Source organism: Hydrogenophaga sp. Root209 (genome assembly GCF_001428625.1).
Lineage (GTDB): Bacteria > Pseudomonadota > Gammaproteobacteria > Burkholderiales > Burkholderiaceae_C > Hydrogenophaga.
Window position 1 is genome coordinate 124,773 of sequence record NZ_LMIE01000022.1, and the last position, 22,808, is coordinate 147,580.

General features: G+C 68.2%; 23 protein-coding genes. 16 read left to right on the forward strand and 7 right to left on the reverse strand.

Translation table 11 applies throughout. The annotated features are described in order from the left end of the window. Positions 1 to 23: 23 nt before the first annotated feature. On the reverse strand, positions 24 to 887 hold the full coding sequence (locus tag ASE11_RS12105) for a fumarylacetoacetate hydrolase family protein (RefSeq protein ID WP_056271360.1): 864 nt from the start codon (positions 885 to 887) through the stop codon (positions 24 to 26). 141 nt (positions 888 to 1,028) lie between these two features. Between ASE11_RS12105 and ASE11_RS12110 the strand changes: the two genes are divergently transcribed. Further along, positions 1,029 to 1,946, forward strand: a complete 918-nt coding sequence (locus ASE11_RS12110; protein ID WP_056271363.1) for a LysR family transcriptional regulator — start codon at positions 1,029 to 1,031, stop codon at positions 1,944 to 1,946. Positions 1,947 to 1,979: 33 nt separating this feature from the next. On the opposite strand, the gene ASE11_RS12115 is transcribed toward ASE11_RS12110, so the two are convergent. Next, complete coding sequence (locus ASE11_RS12115; protein ID WP_162258041.1) at positions 1,980 to 2,906, reverse strand: AraC family transcriptional regulator; 927 nt, start codon at positions 2,904 to 2,906, stop codon at positions 1,980 to 1,982. Between the two features lie 218 nt (positions 2,907 to 3,124). Here ASE11_RS12115 and ASE11_RS12120 point away from each other — a divergent pair, with 218 nt between their 5' ends. From ASE11_RS12120 to ASE11_RS12175, 12 genes are read left to right on the forward strand one after another with little or no spacing between them, the layout of a single operon-like run. Beyond that, positions 3,125 to 4,315 carry a lipid-transfer protein gene (locus tag ASE11_RS12120; protein ID WP_056271370.1) on the forward strand — a complete coding sequence of 397 codons (1,191 nt, stop codon included), beginning with the start codon at positions 3,125 to 3,127 and terminating at the stop codon, positions 4,313 to 4,315. After that, complete coding sequence (locus ASE11_RS12125; protein WP_056271372.1) at positions 4,312 to 4,752, forward strand: MaoC family dehydratase N-terminal domain-containing protein; 441 nt, start codon at positions 4,312 to 4,314, stop codon at positions 4,750 to 4,752. Before ASE11_RS12120 ends, ASE11_RS12125 begins: the two co-directional genes overlap by 4 nt. A 13-nt stretch (positions 4,753 to 4,765) precedes the next feature. Further along, on the forward strand, positions 4,766 to 5,173 hold the full coding sequence (locus ASE11_RS12130; protein WP_056271375.1) for a MaoC family dehydratase: 408 nt from the start codon (positions 4,766 to 4,768) through the stop codon (positions 5,171 to 5,173). Between the two features lie 33 nt (positions 5,174 to 5,206). Continuing rightward, a complete protein-coding gene (locus ASE11_RS12135; RefSeq protein ID WP_056271378.1) occupies positions 5,207 to 6,037 on the forward strand; it encodes an SDR family NAD(P)-dependent oxidoreductase in 831 nt (276 codons plus the stop codon). Positions 6,038 to 6,042: 5 nt separating this feature from the next. After that, positions 6,043 to 7,194 (forward strand): acyl-CoA dehydrogenase family protein, encoded by a 1,152-nt coding sequence (locus ASE11_RS12140; protein WP_056272186.1) that lies wholly within the window; start codon positions 6,043 to 6,045, stop codon positions 7,192 to 7,194. After that, complete coding sequence (locus tag ASE11_RS12145; RefSeq protein ID WP_056271381.1) at positions 7,194 to 8,237, forward strand: CaiB/BaiF CoA transferase family protein; 1,044 nt, start codon at positions 7,194 to 7,196, stop codon at positions 8,235 to 8,237. Before ASE11_RS12140 ends, ASE11_RS12145 begins: the two co-directional genes overlap by 1 nt. Further along, positions 8,230 to 9,015 (forward strand): ABC transporter ATP-binding protein, encoded by a 786-nt coding sequence (locus ASE11_RS12150; protein WP_056271384.1) that lies wholly within the window; start codon positions 8,230 to 8,232, stop codon positions 9,013 to 9,015. Before ASE11_RS12145 ends, ASE11_RS12150 begins: the two co-directional genes overlap by 8 nt. Beyond that, positions 9,012 to 10,958, forward strand: a complete 1,947-nt coding sequence (locus tag ASE11_RS12155) for an AMP-dependent synthetase/ligase (RefSeq protein ID WP_235501275.1) — start codon at positions 9,012 to 9,014, stop codon at positions 10,956 to 10,958. Before ASE11_RS12150 ends, ASE11_RS12155 begins: the two co-directional genes overlap by 4 nt. After that, positions 10,955 to 11,839: a branched-chain amino acid ABC transporter permease gene (locus ASE11_RS12160; protein WP_056271389.1), complete on the forward strand. Its 885-nt coding sequence runs from the start codon at positions 10,955 to 10,957 to the stop codon at positions 11,837 to 11,839. The genes ASE11_RS12155 and ASE11_RS12160 overlap by 4 nt, the downstream gene beginning before the upstream one ends. After that, complete coding sequence (locus ASE11_RS12165) at positions 11,839 to 12,888, forward strand: branched-chain amino acid ABC transporter permease (RefSeq protein ID WP_056271392.1); 1,050 nt, start codon at positions 11,839 to 11,841, stop codon at positions 12,886 to 12,888. Before ASE11_RS12160 ends, ASE11_RS12165 begins: the two co-directional genes overlap by 1 nt. A gap of 40 nt (positions 12,889 to 12,928) precedes the next feature. Further along, entirely contained in the window at positions 12,929 to 14,161 is a 1,233-nt protein-coding gene (locus tag ASE11_RS12170) for an ABC transporter substrate-binding protein (RefSeq protein ID WP_082585698.1), read from the forward strand. A gap of 1 nt (position 14,162) precedes the next feature. Beyond that, on the forward strand, positions 14,163 to 14,975 hold the full coding sequence (locus ASE11_RS12175; RefSeq protein ID WP_156406335.1) for an ABC transporter ATP-binding protein: 813 nt from the start codon (positions 14,163 to 14,165) through the stop codon (positions 14,973 to 14,975). Here the strand turns inward: ASE11_RS12175 and ASE11_RS26885 are convergent. Further along, positions 14,972 to 15,100: a hypothetical protein gene (locus ASE11_RS26885; protein ID WP_268766289.1), complete on the reverse strand. Its 129-nt coding sequence runs from the start codon at positions 15,098 to 15,100 to the stop codon at positions 14,972 to 14,974. The two genes, ASE11_RS12175 and ASE11_RS26885, sit on opposite strands and share 4 nt — an antisense overlap. On the opposite strand from ASE11_RS26885, the gene ASE11_RS12180 reads away from it, so the two are divergent. From ASE11_RS12180 to ASE11_RS12190, 3 genes are read left to right on the forward strand one after another with little or no spacing between them, the layout of a single operon-like run. Continuing rightward, a complete protein-coding gene (locus ASE11_RS12180; RefSeq protein ID WP_235501276.1) occupies positions 15,099 to 15,881 on the forward strand; it encodes an enoyl-CoA hydratase/isomerase family protein in 783 nt (260 codons plus the stop codon). The two genes, ASE11_RS26885 and ASE11_RS12180, sit on opposite strands and share 2 nt — an antisense overlap. A 12-nt stretch (positions 15,882 to 15,893) precedes the next feature. After that, positions 15,894 to 16,874, forward strand: coding sequence for an NAD(P)H-dependent flavin oxidoreductase (locus ASE11_RS12185; RefSeq protein ID WP_056271398.1), 981 nt, complete (start codon positions 15,894 to 15,896; stop codon positions 16,872 to 16,874). A gap of 4 nt (positions 16,875 to 16,878) precedes the next feature. Beyond that, positions 16,879 to 18,357, forward strand: a complete 1,479-nt coding sequence (locus tag ASE11_RS12190; protein ID WP_056271401.1) for an AMP-binding protein — start codon at positions 16,879 to 16,881, stop codon at positions 18,355 to 18,357. Between the two features lie 7 nt (positions 18,358 to 18,364). Here ASE11_RS12190 and ASE11_RS12195 read toward each other — a convergent pair whose 3' ends face one another. The 4 genes from ASE11_RS12195 to ASE11_RS12210 are packed head-to-tail and all read right to left on the reverse strand — an operon-like array spanning position 18,365 to position 22,791. Continuing rightward, the gene (locus tag ASE11_RS12195; RefSeq protein ID WP_056271403.1) at positions 18,365 to 19,357 is read right to left on the reverse strand and encodes a Bug family tripartite tricarboxylate transporter substrate binding protein; all 993 of its coding nucleotides are present in this window, start codon (positions 19,355 to 19,357) and stop codon (positions 18,365 to 18,367) included. Next, positions 19,354 to 20,610 carry an FAD-dependent monooxygenase gene (locus tag ASE11_RS12200; protein ID WP_056271406.1) on the reverse strand — a complete coding sequence of 419 codons (1,257 nt, stop codon included), beginning with the start codon at positions 20,608 to 20,610 and terminating at the stop codon, positions 19,354 to 19,356. The genes ASE11_RS12195 and ASE11_RS12200 overlap by 4 nt, the downstream gene beginning before the upstream one ends. 34 nt (positions 20,611 to 20,644) lie before the next feature. Beyond that, the gene (locus tag ASE11_RS12205) at positions 20,645 to 21,709 is read right to left on the reverse strand and encodes a VWA domain-containing protein (protein ID WP_056271409.1); all 1,065 of its coding nucleotides are present in this window, start codon (positions 21,707 to 21,709) and stop codon (positions 20,645 to 20,647) included. Further along, positions 21,706 to 22,791, reverse strand: a complete 1,086-nt coding sequence (locus tag ASE11_RS12210; protein WP_082585699.1) for a DUF58 domain-containing protein — start codon at positions 22,789 to 22,791, stop codon at positions 21,706 to 21,708. Before ASE11_RS12210 ends, ASE11_RS12205 begins: the two co-directional genes overlap by 4 nt. Positions 22,792 to 22,808: the final 17 nt, after the last annotated feature.

A 22,808-nucleotide genomic window follows, 5' to 3' on the forward strand; every position in this document is an offset into this window, starting at 1 on the left:
TGTTTCTCTCGGTGTGGGTGCGTTCAGGAGGCGCTGTGGTCGGTGCCGATGCGGTTGCGCAGCACGCCCAGGCCGGTGATCTCGACCTCGGCCACATCGCCTTCCTTCATGTACATCGGCGGCTCGCGGCGGTCGCCCACGCCGCCCGGGGTGCCGGTGGCGATCACGTCACCGGGTGAGAGCGGCGTGAAGCGCGACACATAGGCCACGATGGTCGGAATGTCGAAGATCAGGTCACCCACACTGGCGTGCTGCACCACCTGACCGTTGACGCGCGTCTCCAGCGTGAGCGCGGTCACATCGGGAACGGAAGCGCGGTCCACCATGAAGGGGCCGAACGGCGCGGTGCCGGGGAAGTTCTTGCCGGGCGTGAACTGGTGGGTGTGTTTTTGCCAGTCGCGCACGCTCACGTCGTTGAAGCAGGCGTAGCCGGCGATGTGCTCGAAGGCCTTCTCTTTGGCAATGTGCCGACCGCCCTTGCCGATGACAAAGGCGAGTTCACCTTCCCAGTCAAAACGCTCCGAGAACGCGGGGCGCAGCACCACGTCGTCGTGCGCGGCCAGGCTGTCGTTGAAGCGCAGGAAGAGCGACGGGTATTCGCTGTCGGCGCGCTTGGTCTCCGCCACATGGCTCTTGTAGTTGAGGCCGACGCAGATCAGCTTGCCCGGGTTGGGAATCACCGGCAGCAGGCGCACCTGCGAGGCAGTCAGCGAATCGCCCGAAGCCATGGCGGCCTCGGCCAACCCACCCAGGGCGTCGGCCGCGATCACGGCCTTCAGGTCGGCGAACCGCGCCTGGAAGCTGGCGGGTGCCTGGCGGTAGCGGCCTGAATCGTCCAACAGACCGTAGCTGGCCTGGCCACGGGTCTCAAAGCTTGCGTAACGCATCGGGTGGTTCTCCGGTGGTGTGTCCATCGCGGCGCGGTGGTGATGGGGGTGGAGTCTAGGTAGCCTCCAGCCATCTGCATAGAATGCAATCTGAGATTTCAGACATGCCTTGATTGGCATATCAACATCTGTGGAGACGGCATGAACCCGAACGACTTTCGACTCTTCCTGGAGGTGGCCGAACTGGGCAGCTTCACCAAGGCCGCCGCCCAACGCCAGACCGTGCAATCCCATATCAGCCGCCAGATCAGCGAGCTGGAGTCGGCCTGCGGGGGCGCGTTGTTCCGGCGCACCGGGCGCGGTGTGGTGCTGACGGATCTGGGGCAGCACATCGAGACCCGCGTGCGCGGCTGGGTGCGCGACACCGACCAACTGCTGGCGGACATCCGCACCGATGCCGGTGTGCCGATGGGCGAAGTCAAGCTCGGCATCCTGCCCTCGGCCGCACACCCGCTGATGACCCGGCTCTACCTGCGCCTGCAGGCCGGGTTTCCGAAGATCAAGCTCAACATCCGCGAGGGCCAGGGTGGCGAGCTCGACGCGCTGCTCGACACCGGCAGTGTGGACATGGCCGTGTTGTTCCGCTACCAGAAGCCGGCGGGCCCCGACGAAAAGCTCCTGGCGACGGTGGGCACCTACCTCGTGTCGCGCCCGGGTGACCCACTCACCCGAAACGAGACAGTCGACTTCAGCAAACTGGAAGGCTTGCGCCTGGTGCTGCCGCGCAGACCGGCGCACTGGCGCTCGGTGCTCGACGAAACCGCGCGGGGCAAGGGATTCACCCTGCAGGCCGACGTGGAAGCCGACTCCTTGCGCGTGCAAAAAGAGCTGGTGGCCCACACCGAGCATCTGTACTCGCTGCTCGGCCCGTTCTCCATTGCCGACGAACTGCGCTCCGGCCGCCTGCAGGCGGCACGCGTGGTGAATCCCGACTGCCGGCGCCACGTGACCCTGTCGCTGCCCAAACAAGGGCAGCTCACACCGGCCAGCAAGATCGTCGCCCGCCTGATCGAGGAAACCGTGGAGAGCTGGGGGAACCAGCTGAGCGAGCCGGCCTGAGCCCGGTGGCTCAGATCGGGCGAGAGACCATGGCTACCGCCTCCGGTAGGCCCCACAGTGCTTGCCTGTCCACTTCTTGAATGCCCGCTGAAACGTCGGGCTGTCGCTGAACCCGAGCTCACTCGCCAATTGCACCAGCGATACACGCGATGACGACAGGCGCGAGATGGCGAGATCGCGCCGCAGGTCGTCTTTCAGCCATTGCAGCGACGTGTGCTCGGCTGAAAGGTGCCGCTGCAACGAAGAGGGCGAGGTGTGCAGGTGTTCGGCCACCGCTTCCAGCGACGGCCATTGCGGGTAGCTGCGCATCAGGTGGTTGCGCACTTTTTGCGCCACCGCGCCGAAGTCACGCGGCGGCGAGATGACCTGCGTGTACGCGTCGGTCAGGAACACCCGCAGGGCCGGCTCGTCGCGGCTCACCGGTGTGTCCAGCTCCGATGCACTGAACCAGAAGCCAAACGCGCCTTGCCCGTAGCGCCTGGTTGCGGGGAACACCAGGTGGTAGCCCTCTTCGGTTTCGGGCTGGGCGTAGGTGAAATCGAAGTGCCGGATGGGCAGTGGCTTGTTCAGCAGCCATGCGGCCAGGCGCCACAGCACACGCACCATGGTTTCCTGCGCGAACACCGGCGTGGGGCTGGCCGGGTTGATGGTCTCCATGTGCATGGCGGCCTCGTCGCCGTTCACCTGCAGTGAGAAAAAGATGTCGTCCTGCAGCAGGTTGAGCGCCGCGCTCATGCGCTTGAGCGCTCGCCGCAGGTCGTGGGCCGAGAGGCCCTCGCGCGCCGTCAACGCGAAGCTGCCGGGCTTGAACGGGCGCGAGAACAGCCCGATGCACTCGTCCTTCATGTCGTTGAGCAAGGCATAAAAAAGCGCCACGTATTGCATGGGCGTCACCCCTTGGTGACCGGGTTTTCTCAGGGCATGCGGGTCGATACCGACTTGACGTAGATAGCCATCCATGTTCTCACCCCGACTTTCAGGCCCGGAGAGCATGCCGAACACAAATACCGGGGCAATGAAGGCCCCCGGGTTTTCCCGAGGTTTTCGCTGTTTGAGGTCTTTTGCCATGGGTTCAAGGTTTGCGGCTATCGCTGGAACAGGAGTGCGAGCCTAGCATCCGCCCCGTCTTCAGCACAAATTTTCAGGGCGCGTTTCGCCCGCCGCACAAAGGACCGTTCATGAAGCAAGACGTGTATGTCGTCGGGGTCGGCATGGTGCCGTTCACCAAGCCTGGGGCGAGCGAGCCCTATCCGCAAATGGCCGCCAAGGCCGTCAACGCCGCGCTGCGCGACGCCGGCCTGAACTACGCCCAGGTGCAGCAGGCCTACGTGGGCTATGTTTACGGCGACTCCACCGCCGGCCAGCGCGCGCTCTACGAGGTGGGCATGACGGGCATCCCCGTCGTCAACGTCAACAACAACTGCTCCACCGGCTCGTCCGCGCTGTTCCTCGCGCGGCAGGCGGTGATGAGCGGCGCGGCCGACTGCGTGCTCGCGCTCGGCTTCGAAGAGATGAAGCCCGGCGCGCTGGGCGCGGTGTTCGCCGACCGGGCCAGCCCGTTCCAGCGCTTCGACGAAGCCACGCAGGAGCTGGTCGGCCATGGCGAGATCCCGCTGGCGCTGCGCTACTTCGGTGGCGCGGGCCTGGCGCACATGGAGGAGTTCGGCACGCCGATGAACACCTTCGCCAAGATCCGCGCCAAGGCCAGCCGCCATGCGTCGAACAACCCGCTGGCGCTGTTCCGCACCGTGGTGACGGAAGAAGAGGTGATGAACACGCCGGTGATGTGGCCCGGCGTGATGACGCGCCTGATGGCCTGCCCGCCCACCTGCGGCTCGGCCGCGGCCATCGTGTGCTCGGAAGCCTTCGCGAAGAAACATGGCCTGAACACCGCGGTGCGCATCCGCGCCCAGGCCATGACGACCGATGGCCCGCAGACCTTCGGCGCCAAGGACATGCGCGAGGTGGTGGGCTACAGCATGGCCAAGGCCTGCGCCGAGCAGGTGTACGCCGAAGCCGGCCTCGGCCCTCGGGACGTGCAGGTCGTCGAGCTGCACGACTGCTTCGCGCACAACGAACTGCTGAGCTACGAGGCGCTGGGCCTGTGCGAGCGCGGCGGCGCGCAGAAATTCGTGGAAGACGGCGACAACACCTACGGTGGCCAGGTCGTCACCAACCCCTCGGGCGGCCTGCTCTCCAAAGGCCACCCGCTGGGCGCCACGGGCCTGGCGCAATGCACCGAGCTGGTCCAGCAACTGCGCGGGCAGGCGGACAAGCGCCAGGTGGAAGGCGCGCGCATCGCGCTGCAGCACAACCTGGGCCTGGGCGGCGCATGCGTCATCACCATGTACGAAAAGGTGGCCGCATGATCGACAAGAAGTTCATCGGCTACCAGCTCAAGCCTTCGGTGCTCACGGTGGACCGCACGCGCCTGCAGTTCTTTGCCAAGGCCATCGGCGAGAAGGACCCGGTCTACCTGGACCCGGCCGCCGCCAAAGCAGCCGGCTACGCCGACGTGCCGGCACCGCCCACCTTCCTGTTCGCGGCCGAGCTCGACAGCGGCGCCAACGACCAGTTGCTCACCGACCTGGACATCCCGCTGGCCAAGCTGCTGCACGGCGAGCAGTCGTTCCGTTACCTCAAGCCGGTGTGCGCGGGCGACACGGTCACCGTGCAATCGACCATCACCGACATCTACGACAAGAAGGGCGGCAAGCTGGAATTCGCCGTCAAGGGCTCGAAGGTGACCAACCAGCGCAGCGAGCTGGTGGCCGAGCTGCGCACCGTGCTTGTCGTGCGCCACTGAGAAAGAGACATCCATGACCGCTTCGATCAAAGTGGGCGACCGCCTGCCTACCCTGCAACTTCCCCCGGTGGACCGCACCACGCTGGCGCTGTTCGGTGGCGCCTCGGGCGACCACAACCCGATCCACATCGACATCGATTTCGCGCGCCGCTCCGGCATGCCCGACGTGTTCGCGCAGGGCATGCTGGGCATGGCCTGGCTGGGCCGCCTGCTCACGCAGTGGGTGCCGCAGTCGCGCATCCGCCAGTACGACGCGCGCTTCGCCGGCATCACCCACCTGGGCAACGCCATGAGCTGCAGCGGCGAGGTGGTCGAGCTGATGGCGCTCGACGGCGAGGCCTGCGCCCGCGTGGCCCTGACCTCGGCCAACCAGTACGGCCAGAACAAGATCGTGGGCGAGGCCATCGTCGCGCTGGCCTGACCCCATTGAACACATAAAGAGGACACACAAACAATGAGCAAGAAACTCGACGGCAAGGTCGCCCTGATCACGGGCTCGGGCCGTGGCATCGGCCGCTCCATCGCCATGAAGCTCGCCGCCGATGGCGCGCGACTGGTGATCAACGACCTCGACGCCGACCCCGCGCAGGAAACCGTGGAGGCCATCAAGGCCATGGGCGGCGAGGCCGTGGCCTGCGTGGGCAGCGTGACCGCGCCCGATTTCTCCGAGCGCTTCATCGGTGCGGCGGTGGAGAACTTCAAGGGCATCGACATCATCGTCAACAACGCCGGCTACACCTGGGACAACGTGATCCAGAAGATGACCGACGAGCAGTGGTACGCCATCATGGACTGCCACCTCACCGCGCCCTTCCGCATCCTGCGCGCGGCCCAGCCGGTGATCCGAGCACTGTCCAAGTCCGAGATGGACGGCGGCGTGCGCAAGGTGCGCAAGGTGGTCAACATCTCCTCCATGGCCGGTGTGTTCGGCAACGTCGGGCAGAGCAACTATTCGGCCGCCAAGGCCGGCATCATGGGCCTCACGCAGGCGCTGGCCAAGGAATGGGGTCGCATGAACGTCACGGTGAACTGCGTGGCCTTCGGCCTGATCAAGACGCGCCTGACCGGCAGCGCCGCCGAGGGCGCCACGACGAACATCGACGGCCGCGACATCAAGGTGGGCGTGAACCCGGGCCTGCTGTCGCTGATGGAGCAGACCATTCCGCTGGGCCGGGGCGGCACACCCGAAGAGGCCGCGGGCTCGGTGTACCTGTTCTGCATCCCCGAATCGGACTACGTCAGCGGCCAGACGCTGATCTGCTCCGGTGGCCTGACGGGCATGTGATGAGCATGTTGCCCCGCCTGTTGCAGCATCCCTGGATGGATGCCGAGATCGAGAGCTTCCGCGAGCAGGTCCGCCGTTGCGTGGCCGACAAGCTCGTGCCGCACCTCGACACCTGGCGCCGCCAGGGCTTCATTCCCCGCGAGACCTGGCGCGCCCTGGGCGATCTTGGCTTCCTGTTGCCCGAAATGCCCGAGGCCTATGGTGGCCCGGGCGCCACGCTGGCCTACCAGCTGGTGGTGCAGGACGAACTCGCCAAGGTGGAGGTGCCGGCCAACACGGCCGTGCATTCCATCGCCGCGCACTACATCCTGGACTACGGCACCGAAGAACAGAAGCTGCGCTGGCTGCCGAAGCTGGCCAGCGGCGAGATGCTCGCCGGCATCGCGATGACCGAGCCCGGCGCGGGCTCCGACCTCAAGGCGATCCGCACGCGGGCGCGGCTGGACGGCGATCACTATGTGGTGGACGGCGCCAAGACCTTCATCACCAACGGCTTCACCGCGAACCTGCTGGTGGTCGTGGTGCGCACCGGCGAGGCTGGCGCCAAGGGCGTCTCGCTGCTCGTGCTGGAAACCGAAAACCTGCCGGGCTTCAGCGTCGGCCGGCGGCTGGAAAAACTGGGGCAGCACGCCTCGGACACGGCCGAGCTGTCGTTCGACGGTGTGCGCGTGCCCGCGTCGCACCTGGTGGGCGGCGTGGAAGGCCAGGGCTTCGTGCAGCTCATGAGCCAGCTCACCTACGAACGCCTGCTGCTCGCCGTGCCGGCGGCGGCGGTGATCGAGCGCGCGGTCGAACTCACGGTGGAATACACGAAAAACCGGAAGGCCTTCGGCCAGGCCCTGTCCGACTTCCAGAACACGCGCTTCAAGCTGGCCGAATGCGCCACGCTGGCTCACGTGGTGCGCAGCTTCGTGAACGACTGCATCCAGCGCCAGCTCGACGGCACGCTGGACAACGAGGCCGCCTACATGGCCAAGTGGTGGTGCTCGGAGCAGCAGTGCAAGGTGACCGACGAATGCCTGCAGCTGTTCGGTGGCTACGGCTACATGGCCGAATACCCCATCGCCCGGATGTACGCCGACTCGCGCGTGCAGCGCATCTACGGCGGTGCCAACGAGATCATGAAAGACCTGATCGCGCGCAAGGTGGTGGCCTGATGAAGCCCTTGAACCATGTGAACGTGATCGAGTTCGAAGGCATCGGCCCCGGGCCGCTGTGCGGCCGCATCCTGGCCGACCTGGGGGCGAGCGTCACCGTCATCGCGCGGCCCGGCGCCTCGGCCGTGGTGGACCGCCTATCCGGCGGCGGGCAACCGCCGTTGCGCGAGGGCAAGCAGGTCGTCGAACTCAACCTCAAGCAGCCCGACGACGTGGCGCGGGCGCTCGCGCTGGTGGCGCAGAGTGATGCGCTCATCGAAGGCAACCGCCCCGGCGTGATGGAGCGCCTCGGCCTGGGTCCCGCCGCCTGCGCTGCCGTGAACCCGAAGCTCGTCTACGGCCGCATGACGGGCTGGGGCCAGCAAGGCCCATTGGCCCACGCGGCCGGGCACGACATCAACTACGTCGCGCTCAGCGGCATGCTTTCGCTGTCGGCCGTGCACGGCCAGCTGCCGGTCACACCGCCGACCGTGCTCGGTGACGCCGGTGGCGCGCTCGGCCTTGCGCTGGGCATCGTGAGCGGCGTGCTGCAGGCCCGGCAAAGCGGCCAGGGCTGCGTGGTCGATGCCGCCATTGTGGACATGGTCGCCATGCTCGGTGGCCTCGCGCAGTGGATCGCGGCCAGCGGCGGCCTCGGCGGCCCGGCGCCCAGCGTGTTCCACGACTCACCGTTCTACGACGTGTACCGCTGCGCGGACGGCGGCTGCGTGACGCTGGGTGCGATCGAGCCGCAGTTCTACGCGCTGCTGTTGAAGAAGCTGGGCTTCACCGATGTGGACCCGGCTACGCAATTCGACACCGCCGCCTGGCCCGCGTTGAAGGAGCGCGTGCGCGCCCTCTTCCTCACGCAGCCGCGCCAGCATTGGTGCGAACTGCTCGAAGGCACTGACGCCTGCTTCGCGCCGGTGCTCACGCTCGATGAAGCCGCGAACCACCCCCACAACGCCGCGCGCGGCCTGTACGCACAGACGCCTTCGGGCGAACGGCGCACCCGCGCCGCGCCCCGCTTCACCACCTTGCAAGGGGCCCACACCCATGACTGAAACCCCGCGCCCACCCGCGATGCTGGAAGCGCGCGACCTGACGCTGAAGTTTGGTGGCGTCACCGCCCTGTCCGAGATCTCGGTGGACATCGGTCACCAGGAACTGGTGGCCCTCATCGGCCCCAACGGCGCGGGCAAGAGCTCGCTGCTCAACGTGCTCTCGGGCTTCTACCGCCCGAGCAAGGGCTCGGTGCGTTTCGAAGGCCAGGACCTCGGCGGCTGGCCGGTGCACCGCGTGGCGCGCGCCGGCCTGGCGCGCACCTTCCAGGGCACCCACCTGCTGCCGCACATGAGCGTGCTCGACAACATCCTGGCCGGCCGTTTCATGCACATGAAGAGCACGCTGACCCAGGCCTTCTTCTACTACCCCTTCACCCACCGCGAAGAGGTGGCGCACCGCACCGTAGCCGAAGAGATCCTGAACTTCCTCGAACTCGAACACCTGCGCCACCACCCCGTGGGCACGCTGGGCTACGGCATGCGCAAGCGGGTCGATCTGGGCCGCGCGCTGGCCATGGAGCCGCGCATGCTGCTGCTGGACGAACCGATGGCGGGCATGAACAGCGAGGAGAAGGAAGACCTCGCGCGCTTCATCCTGGACATCCGCGAATCGCGGCAGATCCCGGTGGTGCTGGTGGAACACGACATGGGCGTGGTGATGGACATCGCCGACCGCGTGATCGTGCTGAACTTCGGCCGCAAGATCGCCGACGCCTCGCCCACCGCCGTGCAGCAGGACGAGAACGTGATCTCGGCCTACCTGGGAGGAAACGCATGAGCCCCCACGCTCCATCGCTGCGCGCGTCGCTGCCCCCCGAGGGGGTTGATCCGGCTTGGGGCGGCCCGGCGCCGGCTCGCATGAGCGCGGCGCCCAACAAGAAGCCGCAGACGTTGCCGCAATGGCTGCTGCACAACGCCGCCACGCGCGGCAGCGAGGTGGCGCAACGGCACAAACGCGAAGGCGTGTGGAAGGAATTCAGCTGGGCCGACGTGCGCGACGAAGTTCGCGCCCTCGCCATCGGCCTGCGCGCACGAGGCGTGCAACGCGGACAGACCGTGGTGCTGCTGAGCGAGAACCGGCCCGAACTCTACTGGGCCGAATGGGCCGCGATGGCCGTAGGCGCCAAGGTTGTCGCGCTCTACCCCGACGCGGCCGAGACCGAGGTGAACTACGTGGTCGAAGACGCGCAGGCGGTCTGCGTGTTCGCGGAAGACCAGGAACAGGTCGACAAGGTGCTGCCGCTGATGGCCCGGCACGACGCCCTGCACACCGTGGTCTGGTGGGAGTCGGGTGGTCTCTGGTCGTACCAGCACGCCGGCTTGCTGGGCTGGGACGCGCTCAAGGCCTCGGCCCATCCCGTGGGGCCGGCGGACGACCAGTGGTTCGAACACGAGGTGGCGCAAGGGCAGAGCAGCGACATCGCCGTGCTGTCCTACACCTCGGGCACCACGGGCGCACCCAAAGGCGTGATCACCACGCACGCCTCGCTGATGCACAACGCCGAGCTGATCGGGCACACGATGCAGGTGCCCGAGGGCTGCGAGTACCTGTCCTACATCCCGCTGTCCTGGGCGACCGAACAATGGGTGGGCGTGACCATGGGCCTGATGCGGCCTCTGCGCGTGAACTTCGCCGAGCGCCCGGACCAGATCCAGGAAGCGATTCGCGAGCTGGCCTGCGAGATGGTGTTCTTCGGTCCGCGCCAGTGGGAAAGCCTGGCCGCGCGCGTGCACGCCCGCATGCTGGACGCACCGCCCTGGCGGCAGAAGGTGGTGGACTGGGGCGTGCGCATCGGCCGCCTGGCCCGCGCCGACCAGCTCGACACGCGCGCCCGCGCCTGGTGGGTGCGCGCCCTGCTGCCGGTGGCCGATGCCCTGGTGCTGCGCCCGCTGCGCGAGCAACTGGGCTTGAAGCGCGCCCACATCGCCTTCACCGGTGGCGCGGCCGTGGCGCCCGACATCTTCCGCCTGTTCGCGGCCATGGGTGTGATGCTGCGCAACATCTACGGCTGCAGCGAGTTCGGCCTGATCACGGTGCACCAGGGTGCGCGCGTCAATGCCGAAACCATCGGCGAGACCAAGCCCGGGAAGAGCGCGGAGAAGATGAACGAGGGCTGGTTCCAGACCGGCGACGCGGTGGGCCAGGGCCCCAGCGGCAACGAGCTCATCTACTACGACCGCGTGGAGCACATGAACCGCCTGCGGGGCGGGCACCTGTTCTCCAAGCAGTTCATCGAGGTGCGCCTGCGCTTCTCGCCCTACATCCGCGAGGTGATGGTGGTGGGCGACCCGACGCGCGAACACGTCACCGCGCTGGTCAACATCGACGGCGACGTGTTCGGCCGCTGGGCCGAGCGCAACGGCGTGTCGTTCACCACCTTCACCGACCTGTCGCAGCGCCCCGAGGTGCTGGCCCAGGTGGCGAAGGAAATCGCCAGCGTCAACCAGGCCCTGCCCGAACCCGCGCGCCTGCGGCATTTCGTGAACCTGCCCAAGGAGCTCGATGCCGACGAAGGCGAGCTGACGCGCACCCGCAAGCTCAAGCGCGACTTCATCGAGCAGCGCTACGGCGCGCTCATCGAAGCCATGTACGCCGATCGGCCGAGCACGGCGATCGAAATCCCCGTGCGCTATCAGGACGGCCGCGCCGGCCTGCTGCGCGCCGACGTGACCACGGGACGCGTGCCCTCTTGCGCGCGGAACGGAGACCAGAACCCATGACCGACTTCTTCAACTACCTGCTCAACGGCTTTCTGCAAGGCCAGATCTACGCCCTGCTGGCGCTGGGCTTCATGGTCATCTACCGCGCCAGCAAGGTGTTCAACTTCGCGCAGGGCGAGCTGATGATGCTGGGCGCCTACGCCGTGTGGACGCTCACGCTCGGCGCCAACCTCTCGCCCTGGCTGGCGATCCCGCTGGCCTTCGTCTGCGCCCTCGTCTACGGCTGGCTCATCGAGCGCCTGTTCTTCGAGCGGCTGGTGGGCGAGTCGGTGTTCTCGATGGTGATGGTGACCATCGGCCTGGTGATCCTGATCCGCGGCATCGTGCTGGTGGTGTGGGGCGCGGCGGACCGCCAGTTCCCCGTGCTGCTGCCACCGGCGCCGCTGATCGTGGGCGAGATGATCTTCCCCTCGTCGCTGGTGATCGGCGCGGTGCTCACGCTGTTTGCCACGCTGGGCCTGTCGTGGTTTTTCAACCGCACCCGTGCCGGGCTCACGCTCACCGCGGTGGCGGAAGAGCCCACCACGGCCATCTCGCTCGGCATCTCGGTCAAGCGCGCGGTCACGCTGGCCTGGATGATGGGTTCGGTCATTGCCACCGCCGGCGCCATCGTGCTGCTCAGCGGCCGCTCGCTCACGGTGCAGACCGCCGACGTCGCGCTCGCGGCGTTGCCGGTGGCGCTGCTCGCGGGCCTCGAATCGATCGGTGGCCTGATCCTCGCGGGCGCCATCGTCGGCATCGTGCAAGCCCTGGTGGCGGCCTACGTCGATCCCGCGATCGGCGGCTCGGCCTCGTCCATCGTGCCCTTTGTTTTCATGCTGTTGATCCTGCTGGTGCGTCCCACTGGCCTGTTCGGCTGGCGCCATGTGGAGCGTGTGTGATGGACCCGTCCGGCATTTTCTTCACCAGCCACGCTGGCGACCGTTCCCTGGTGCGCACGCGCGCGCAATGGGTCTGCCTGCTGGCGCTGCTGCTCGTGCTGGCCACGCTGCCCTGGTGGGCCTCGGAGCGCTGGGTCAGCATCGGCTACGCCACCTTCATCACCGCCGTGGCCGTGATCGGCCTGCAGATCTGCACCGGCTACGCGGGCCAGATCAACCTGGGGCAATCGGCCTTCATGGGCGTGGGTGCGTACGGCGCGGCCCTGGCCATGGCGGCTGGCTGGAACGCGGTCGCGGCCCTGCTCATCGGCGGTGCCGGCGCGGCCCTCTTCGGCGTGATGTTCGGCCTCACGGCGGCGCGCATCAAAGGCTTCTACCTGGCGCTCACCACCATCGCCGCGCAGGCGCTGTTCCACTTCCTGGTGCTCAACCTGCCCTCGTCGTGGCTGGGCGGCGCCGGTGGCCTGCACGTCGAATCGGTGTCGGTGTTCGGCATCTCGCTGCACAACGACCGCGCGATCTACTGGTTCTCGCTGCTGGTGCTGGTGGTCATGACCATCGGCGCCTTCGGCATCGTGCGCTCGCGCCACGGCCGCAGTTTCGAGGCGGTGCGCGACGACGACGTGGCCGCCGGGATGATGGGCATTCCCGTGGCCGCCACCAAGGCGCGCGCCTTCCTGGTGAGCGCCTTCTACGCCGGCGTGGCCGGTGGCCTGTGGGTGGTGGCGCTGCGGCACGTGTCGGTGGAGCAGTTCACGCTGTTCAACGCCATCTGGATGATCGCCATGATGATCGTCGGCGGCCTCGGCTCCATCGTCGGCGCGCTGATCGGCACCGTGATGATCCAGCTCGCCCGCGAAGGCGTGACCAGCCTGGGTCCGAGCTTCATCCAGTGGGTGCCCGCCGTGGGGCAGGACTTCGTCTTCGCCGCCATGAACGTGCTGCTGGGCACCGTGATCATCCTCTTCCTCCTCTTCGAGCCCAAGGGCGTGATGCACCGCATCGAGATTTCCAAGAAGACCTATCGACTCTGGCCGTTCCCGTACTGACCACCATGGGGCGCAAGCCCATTCAACCCTAGGAGACAACATGAAGACATTGACAACCTGGGCGGCCCGCGCCGCCATCGTGGCGGGCATCGCTGCGCCGTTCACCGCACCGGTCACCGCGCAAACGGTGTACCAGGTCCCTGCCCTGTCGGACTACTCCGGCCCGTTCGCGGCGATCATGCCGATGCTGGGCGCCGGGCGCGAGGGCGTGGTGAACTGGTGGAACGTCGAACACGGTGCCAAGCTCGGCGTCAAGCTCGAGCTCAAGACCTACGACACGCGCTACGACACGGCACAGACCGCCAGCCTCTGGCCCGGCGTGCTGGCCACCAAGCCGGTGATCGGCTTGGCGCTCGGTGGCCCCGACACCTCGGCGCTGCAGCAGCGCCTGCCCACCGACAAGGTGCCCATGGTCCTGGGTTCCGCGGCCAACGGCTTTGGCTGGCGCCCCAACCAGTGGGTGATGGCCACGCGGCCCACCTTCGTGCACGAGCTGACCGGTTTCATCGAGTGGTTCCAGAAGAACAAGGCCGGTGGCACGCGCCCGGTCAAGATCGCGATGTTCACAACCGAGGCCTCGCCCACGTTTGCCGACATGGGCAAGGGCGTCATCGCGTACACCAAGGCCAATCCGACCGTGGCGACGCTGGTCGAGATGGTCTACGTCGAGCCTCAGCCGGCCGACGTGACACTGCAACTGCGCCGCGTGCTCAACGCGGGTGCCGAAGTGGTGCTGGTGCCCACCAACATCCAGCAGGCGGTGGCGGTCAAGCGCGCCATGCAGGCGCTGGGCAAGAACGTGCCGATCGCCTACAGCCTGCAGAACTCGCCCGCGATGCTGCAGAAGCTGGTGGGCAGCATGTCGGCCATGGAGGGCGACTACGAGGTGCACGGCAGCGTGATCGCCACCGACGAAGACACCGAAGCCAAGCGCTTCTACGACATGCTGGTCGCCAAGCACGGCCTGAAGGGCCCCTGGCACTCGCTCACCACCATCGGCATCAACCAGGCGCTGGTGATGGTGCGCGTCGTGGAGGCCGCTGCGAAGAAGAACGGCGGCGACAAGCTCACCGGCGAGATGCTCTACAACACGTTGATCGACACGACCTTTCCCGCCAAGGACTTCTACGGCTTCACCGGCGGCGACATCGACTTCTCGGTCGAAGCACCGTTCCCGACCAAGGACCCGCGCGTCAACATCGGCCAGGTGGTGGGCGGCAAGCTGACCACGGTGGCCAAGGGTGTGCCGGTGCCCAAACTGGCCAAGTGGTGAGATGCCGGCCGTGTCAGAACCGCTGATCGCTCTCAACAACGTCGAGGTGCTCTACGCCGACGTGATCCTTTCGCTGAAAGGCATCGCGCTGGAAGTGGCCGCAGGGGGGTGCACGGTGCTGCTCGGCCCCAACGGGGCCGGCAAGAGCACCACCCTGAAGACCATCTCCGGCATGCTCGACGTGGAAGAAGGCCGCGTGTCGTCGGGCCAGGTGCGCATGCTGGGCAAGGACGTCACCGGCGTCTCTGCCGAGCAGATGGTGGCCGATGGTGTGGTGCACGTGGTCGAAGGGCGCAAGGTACTGCGCCACATGACGGCGGAGCAGAACCTCGTCGTGGGCGGGCACCGGCTCACGCGCATGGCCGACGTGAAGCAGGGCCTGGAGCGGGTCTACGGTTTCATTCCGCGCCTGGCCGAGCTGCGCACACGCACCGCCGGTTACCTCTCGGGCGGTGAACAGCAACTGCTGCTGATCGGCCGCGCCATGATGGCCCGGCCCCGCCTGCTGATGATCGACGAACCCTCGCTGGGCCTGGCGCCCATGATGGTGCAGGAGATCTTCGAGCTGCTCAAGAAGCTGCGCTCCGAAGGTGTGTCGCTGCTGATCGTGGAGCAGCACGCCCAGGCCGCACTGGAGATCGCCGACCACGGCTACATCCTGGAGAACGGCCGCGTGGTGCTCGAAGGCACGGCCGCGGAGTTGCGTGCCAACGAAGACATCCAGGAGTTCTACCTGGGCCGCCAGGCCAGCGGTGAGCGGCGCAACTACCGCGAAGTCAAACACTACCGCCGGCGCAAGCGCTGGCTTGGCTAGAGCTCCCCCCGCGCCGCCTTCGGCGTCACCCCCCAGGGGGCGATGCCTGCCGACTGGCAGAGCCAGATCGGCGGCATCACTGGATGGGTCACTTCATGCAACGGGAACAGCACGATGAACAACATGAACGGCATTGAATGGCATGTGGACAGCCACGGCGTGGGGCGCATCGTGCTGAACCGGCCCGAGCACCACAACGCGCTGGGCCGCGAGGCCGCGCCGGCGCTGGTGCGCGCCATCGACGAGGTGCTCGCGGACCCACCGCGCGTGATCGTGATCGAAGCGCGTGGCCCCATCTTCTGCGCGGGCGGCGACATCCGCGAATTCGTGAAGGCCGGTGACGGGCTCGACGAGCTGGTCGGCGAGATCCTGGACCAGTTGCTGCCCGCCTACCTGAAGCTGGCGCAGGCCACCTGCCCCATCGTCACGGTGGTGAATGGCCCGGTGGGGGGCGCCGGCGTGGGGCTGGCCCTGTGCGGCGACTTCGTGCTCGCCAGCGACACCATGAAGCTGCGCACCGGCTACGCGGCCATCGGCCTCTCGCCCGACGTGGGTGCCTCCTGGTTCCTCGCGCGGCGCGTGGGCGCGGTGCGAGCGCAGCAGTGGCTGATGCTCAGCGACGCGATCGATGCCCAGCGCTGTCTGGCCGCCGGCGCGGTGGACCAGGTGTTTCCCGTCGCCGGACTGAACGCCGCCGCGCAGGCGCTGGTGCAGCGGCTGTGCGCCTCGGCGCCGGCGTCGCTGGCCGCCATGAAGCGGCTCTCGCTCGAAGGCCCTTCGCTCTCGCTGCAGGCTTACCTCTCGCTCGAACAGCAATTGCTCAAGGCGTGTGCCCGCTCGGTCGACGCGCGCGAAGGCACTTCGGCCTTCGTGGCCAAGCGCGCTCCGCAGTTCACGGGCCGCTGAGCCCGCCGCGCCATGGCCTTGCCCGCTGACTGGCAGCACCGCCTGCGCCTGCCGCTGATCGCCGCACCCATGCTGCATGTCAGCGGGCCGGCGCTGGTGGCCGCCGCGTGCCGCGCCGGGGTGATCGGCGCCTTCCCCGCCGCCAACTGCCGCCAGCACGGTGAGCTGTCCGCCTGGATCGCCGCCATCCGCCAGACCATCGGCGACACCGCGAACGCCGCACCCTTCGCCGTCAACCTCATCGTGCGCAGCGCCACGCTCGCGGACGACCTCGCCTGCGCGATCCGCGAGAAGGTGGAACTGGTCATCACCAGCGTCGGTTCGCCGGCCGCGCTGGTGGGTCCGCTGCACGACGCGGGCTGCCGCGTCTTCGCCGACGTGGCCACGCTCGCGCACGCCGAGAAGGCACTCGCGGCCGGCGTGGACGGCCTGGTGCTGCTGTGCGCGGGGGCCGGCGGGCAGAGCGGCTGGGTCAGCCCTTTTGCCGGCGTGCGCTCGCTGCGCGCGCTGTTCGACGGCCCGCTGGTGGTGGCCGGTGGCCTGTCCGACGGCCATGCGCTGTGGGCGGCGCAGGCCCTGGGTGCCGACCTCGGCTACATGGGCACGCGCTTCATCGCCACGCCCGAAAGCCTGGCGAGCGACGCGCATCGGCGCATGCTGGTGAACGCGAGCTGGGACGACATCGTGTCGTCCAGCGCGTTCAGCGGCTTGCCGGCCAACTGGCTGCGCCCTTCCCTGCTCGCCGCCGGGCTTGATCCCGATGCGCTCGACACCGCCGGCCTGAAGGCCAGCGCCGCCGAACTCTTCGGCACGCGCGATGCCCGCTCCCCCCGGCGCTGGACCGAACTCTTCAGCGCCGGCCATTCGGTGGCCGGCGTGCACGGCGTGCAACCTGTCGCCACCCTGGTGGACGATCTCGCCGCCGAATACGACGCCGCGCGGCGGCTCAGCCGCGGGCTCGCGCCCGCTGGCCCTTCACGTTTTCAAGGATGACCCCATGCCCTCCGCCTTCGCCACATTGATCGACCTGCTCGCGCACAACGCCGAGGCATACACCGACCGTGCGGCGGTGGTCATCGATGGCAACACGCACACGCATGCCATGCTGTACGAGGCCGTGCAAGACCAGGCAGGAGCACTGGCCGCGATGGGTGTGAAACGAGGCGACCGCGTGCTGCTGCTGGCCGGCAACCGCACCGAGGTGCTGGTGCTGCTGGGCGCGGCCGCATGGCTCGGTGCCATGCTGGTTCCGCTCAACCTGCGGCTCTCGCCGGCGGAAACGGCGCAGCAGTCGCGCGACGCCGCGCCCGCGCTCGCGGTGGTCGATGCGGGCTGCGCGGCCTTGTGGCAGGCCGCGTGGCCCGAGGGCATGCCCAGCGTGCAGACGGTTGTGCTGGAAGCCGCGCCCCAGCCGTCGCTGGCGTGCGTCGGTGCACCCACCGCGGCCCCGGTACCCCGACAAGACGCACCCGGACTCGGCGTGCTCATGCTCTACACCGCCGCGGTGGAAGGACACGCACGAGGCGCGGTGCTGGCACAGTCGCAGCTCACCGCATCGGCGCAGCAGATCGGGCGAGTGTGGTCACTGGGCGTGGACGACCGCTGGCTCGGCGTGCTGCCGCTGTTCCACGCAGCCGGCATCGGCCTGTCGCTGGCGCTGCTGGCTGCGGGCGGCGCCTGCGTGCTGCTGCCGCGTTTCGACCCCGCTGCGGCGGTGGCCGCGATCGACGAACACCGCGTCACCGTCTGCGCCACCTTCGCGCCCATGCTGGGCGCGATGCTCGACGCCGCTCAAGCCGGTGGCGCATCGCTTGCCAGCCTGCGCATCGGCATGGGCCTGGAACCCGCGAGCGTGCTCGAACGCCTGGCCGAGATGTGTCCGGGGGCCGGCTTCTGGTCCGCCTACGGTCAGGCCGAGGTGTCGAGCATGGTGTGCCTGGGCCTGCAGCGGGAGCGTCCCGGCGCGGCAGGTCGCGCCGCCGCGCCGTCGGAAGTGCGCGTGCAGGATGCGGCAGGGCAGCCGGTGGCGACAGGTACGGAAGGCGAGATTGCCGTGCGCGGCCCCACCGTGTTCCTGGGCTACTGGGACGTGACCCTGCAACGCCCCTTCAAGCCGGCCGACCCGTGGCACCGCACCGGCGACCTGGGCCACCTCGACGAAGACGGCTGGTTGTGGTTTGCGGGTCGCGCGGCCCACAAGCAGCTCATCAAGACCGGCGGTGAAAACGTCTACCCTGCCGAGGTGGAGCAGGTGCTGCTCGAACACCCCGCAGTGGCCGAGGCCTTCGTCTTCGGCTTGCCCGACGAGCGATGGGGCGAGGCCGTGCACGCGGCCTGCGCGCTCAAGGCCGGTTCGGCGGCCTCTGAAATCGAGTTGATCGGTTTCGTGGAACAGCGGCTGGCACGCTACAAGCGCCCCCAGAGGGTGCACTTCCTGCCGGCGCCGCTCGACCGCACAGCCCGGGTCGCCGGCTAGAGCCGGTTCAGCCCGGGCGGATATTGTTGCGCTGGATCACCTCTGACATCGCAGCCGTGTCGCTCTTGATGCGGCGCGCCAGGCCCTCGGGTCCCGTGCCCGCCACCTGCCAGCCCTGGCTGAAGATCTTCTGGCGGATGTCGTCGCGGCGCACGATTTCGGTGAGCAGGCTGGCGAGCTTGTTCACGTGCGCCTTGGGCATGCTGTTGGGCGCGGCCACGGCGTTCCAGATCTCCAGCTGGAAATCGCGCACGCCGGCTTCGGTCAGGCTGGGCACCTCGGGCACCAGGCTGCTGCGGCCGGCCGAGGTGACGCCGATGGCCTTGAGCTTGCCGCCGCGCACCTGCGGCATGGCCAGGCCCGGCGGCAACAGCGACATCTGCACCTGACCACCCAGCATGGCGGCGATCACCTGCGGATTGCCCGGGTACGGCACGTGCACCGGCGCGATGCCGGCACGGCTCTTGAGCAGCTCCATGCCCAGGTGGGCCACGGTGCCCACGCCGGGCGTGCCGTAGTTCCACTTGTCACCGGCCGCGCGCGCGGCGGCGATGTAGGCCGCGCCGCTTTCGGCGACCGTGGCCGGCACGCTGAGCACCAGCGGGGCCACGGCGATGAGCGAGACCGGTGTGAGGTCCTTGATCGGGTCGTAGGTGGTGTCGGGGTTGAGGATCTTCGCGATCGTCATGTTGCCGTTGATCATCAGGCCGATGGTGTGGTCATCGTCGGCGCGCGCCACCTGCGCCGCGGCGATGTTGCCGCCGGCGCCGGGACGGTTCTCGATCACCACCGGCTGGCCCAGGGCCCGGGACAGCGGCTCGGCCAGCAGGCGCGCCGTGAGGTCGGGCGAGGAACCACCGGGAAAACCCACCACGATCTTGAGCGGCCGGTTGGGCCAGGTGGCCTGCGCCTGCGCGGTGGGCAACACGGTGGCGGCCACCAGGGCTGCGGCGGTGGCCAGGGCGTGGCGGCGGGTGGGTGTTGTGGATGTCGGGGTCATGTCTTCCTCTTGGAGTGGGGTGAAGGGGTCGGATCCTGCAACGGCTCGGGCGGCCCGTCGTAGAGCCATGGATTGTCCAGCAAACGTTCACCCAGCAGGCGCATTGCCGTGTCGCGCCCCCAGCGCACCATGCCCATGGCGTGAAAGATGCGGCCATTGCGTTGCGACTGCTGCTGTACGCGCGCGTTGCGTTGCCAGCGGGTGTCCGCGAATCGGGCCAGCACCTGCGGCCAGTCGTCTCGGGCGCGCACGGGTTTGAGAATGCGGCCGAGCGTCCACGCATCTTCGATCGCCATCGCAGCGCCCTGCGCCAGGTAGGGGCGCAGCGGATGGGCTGCGTCGCCCACCAGCGCCACCCTGCCCTGCGCGTGCTCGTGGGCACCAGTCATGGCCGGGCGGTCATTCAAGGCCCACAGCGACCAGGCGGGCACGGCATGGATCATGGACAGCAGGTCGGCGCAGGCCGGGCCGAGCGCGCGCGCGAGATCGGTGGCCCGGGCCTGGTGGGTCCAGCTTTGCGGATCGGAGCCAGCCTCGCCGCCGTGGCCCTGGCCCAGCACGCCGTCCACCACCGCCACCACGTTGATCCACTCGCCACCGCGCACCGGGTAATGCACCACATGCATCCGCGGCCCGAGCCAGGCCGTGACCACGCTGGCTCGCAGCGGCACGGGCAGATCGGCCGAGCGCACCATGCCGCGGTAGGCCAGGTGGCCGCTGGAGCGCACGGGCCGATGACCCAGCAACTGCATGCGCACACGGCTCCACAGGCCGTCGCAGCCGAGCAGCGCATCGCCGTCCACCACGGCCCCATCCTCGAGCGAGGCGCTCACACCGGCCGGTGTTTGCGCGAATGACGCCAGCCGCGCGTTCAAACGCAATTCGGTGAGCCCTTGCTCCTGCACCGCCGCCAGCAGCAGCGCATGCAGGTCGGCCCGGTGCACGGTCGCGTAGGGCTGGCCGTAGCGCGCCAGGGCCATGGCGCCCAGGCGCAGCTGCCCGAGATCGGTGCCTCGGTGGGCATCGCGCACATGCAGTGCTTCGGGGAATGCGGCGCAGGCTTGAAGCGCATCGGTCAAGCCCCAGTCGGCCAGCACGCGCGTGGCATTGGGGCCGAGCTGCAGACCGGCGCCGACCTCGCCAAAAACCGCTGCCTGCTCCAGCAGCACGGTCGGCACGCCCGAACGGGCCAGGGCCAGAGCGCAGGCCATGCCGCCGATGCCACCGCCGGCGACGATCACTTGTTGGTTCATGCGGGGATTGTGCCGGTGGCGACCGGCCGCGCCCTCACAGGATCCGGTTGAACCACAACACCGACAGCCCGGCCGAGAACAGCGCCAGGATGGACGCCACCAGCGCGAGCAGGCCGGCGATCTCGGTTTCCTTCTTCTCCACGGTCAGGCGTGAGCTCAAGGTCTCGTACACCTTCTTCAGGTTGTCGGCGGTGCCGGCGTAGTAGTACTCGGCCTGCGTGGTCCGGGCCACTTCCTTCAGGCTGTCTTCGTCCAGGCGCACGCGCATGGACCAGCCTTCGAACCCGATGATCTCGCCATCGACCGTGCCCACGCCCACGGTGTACACGCGCACGCCCCGGTCGGCCGCCATCTTGGCGGCTTCGGCGGTGTCCACGCCGGTGGTGCGCTGCCCATCGGTGAGCAGGATGATGGCGGCCGAGCTGTAGGAGCCCGGGGCCACGGGTACGAAAGCCTTGGTTTCGGTCTTGGGCTGGTCGATGGCGCGGCCCTGCGGAGCGAACGGATCGCTGTTGCGGTTGTAGGTCATGGCGCCGATGTCGAAGCCCTGGCCAGGGAACAGCTCGGAGAGCGAAACCACAATGGCGCTGCCGATGGCGGTGGCGCGCTGCAACTGGAACTTGTCGATCGCCGTCACCAGGTCTTCACGGCTGAGCGTGATGGGTTGCACCACCTGGGCCGAGCCGGCAAAGGCCACGATGCCCACCTTCACATGGCGCGGCAGTTCGGCCAGAAAGGCCTTGGCGGCGTTCTGCGAGGCCACCAGCCGGTTGGGCTGCACGTCTTCGGCGCGCATGCTGCCCGACACGTCCATGGCCAGGATGATGGTCTGCTCTTGCGATGGCAGCATGATGCTGGCCATGGGGCGCGCCGCGGCCAGCAGCATGGTGGCAATGGCCAGCAGCAGCAACACGGGCGGCACATGGCGTCGCCAGCCCGGGCCCTTGCCCATGGCTTCGCGCACTATTGCCAGACTGGCAAAGCGCAGCGCGGCCTGCTTGCGTCGGCGCAGCAACCACACATACAGAAGCACCAGCAGCGGCAGGGCCAGCAACAGCCAGAGCAACTGCGGCCACAGGAAGGTGACAGGGATGTTCATGGACGTGTTCCTTCACGTGAGACGCCGAAGCTGCCGCGGTCACGGGCGGGCATTTGAGACGGCATGCTGCGACCCGCCTGCGCGTGTTTGCCGGCGCGCAGGCGGCGCTTGCGCAGGTCGACAAAGCGCACCACGGCTTCGGCGAGATCGTCGTCGGTGGAGAGTTCCAGCGTGTCCACGCCCGCGCGCGCCAGGCTTTCGCGCAGCTGCGCCTCGCGCTGCGCGGCGATGCGCGCAAAACGCTGGCGAAAACCGGCGTCGTGCGTGTCCACCATGAGCTGCTCACCGGTTTCGGCATCGCGGATGGGGATCAGCCCGAGGTCGGGCAAATCGAGCTCCAGCGGGTCGAGCAGGCGCACAGCCACCACGTCATGCCGGCGCGCGAGTTCACCCAGTGGTTTTTCCCAGCCGGGTTCGCTGATGAAGTCGGACACCACGAACACGGTGGCGCGCTGGCGCACCGTGTACACGGCGGCCTTGAGCAGATCGGAGAGTTGCGTCACGCCGTCCTTGACCGATGCATTCTTCACCGGCGGCTGCAGCACCATCTGCATCAGGCGAAGCACCTGGGTGCGGCCACCGCGCGCGGGCAGCACGGCATCGACCACCGGTTGCCCGCGTGATCCGTAGAGCACCGCGCCCACGCGGTTGCCGTGCCGCCCGATCAGGCGTGCCAGCACCGCGGTGAAATCGAGCAGCACCTGGCTCTTGCGCTGGTTGCCCGAACCAAAGTCCACCGATGGACTGAGATCGAGCAGAAACCACGCGGCCATCTCGCGGTCTTCGGTGAACACGCGCACATGGGGCTGCTGCAGCCGCGCGGTGACGTTCCAGTCGATGTGGCGCACGTCGTCGTGCAGCTGGTATTCGCGCAGGTCGGCGAGGTCGAGGCCGGAGCCGCGCATGAGGGTCTTGTAGTCGCCCTGCAGCAGGCCGTCGAGCTTGCGCAGCACGGTCCATTCGAGCCGGCGCAGCAAGGCGTCTGCGCGCTGGGTCACGGGCGTGGCCAGCGCGATGCCTGCGGCCGTCGCTGTCGCATCCGCCGGGGTGCGATCGGATCCGAACAGGCGTTTGAGGAACATGGCGTGTGTCCTGTTCT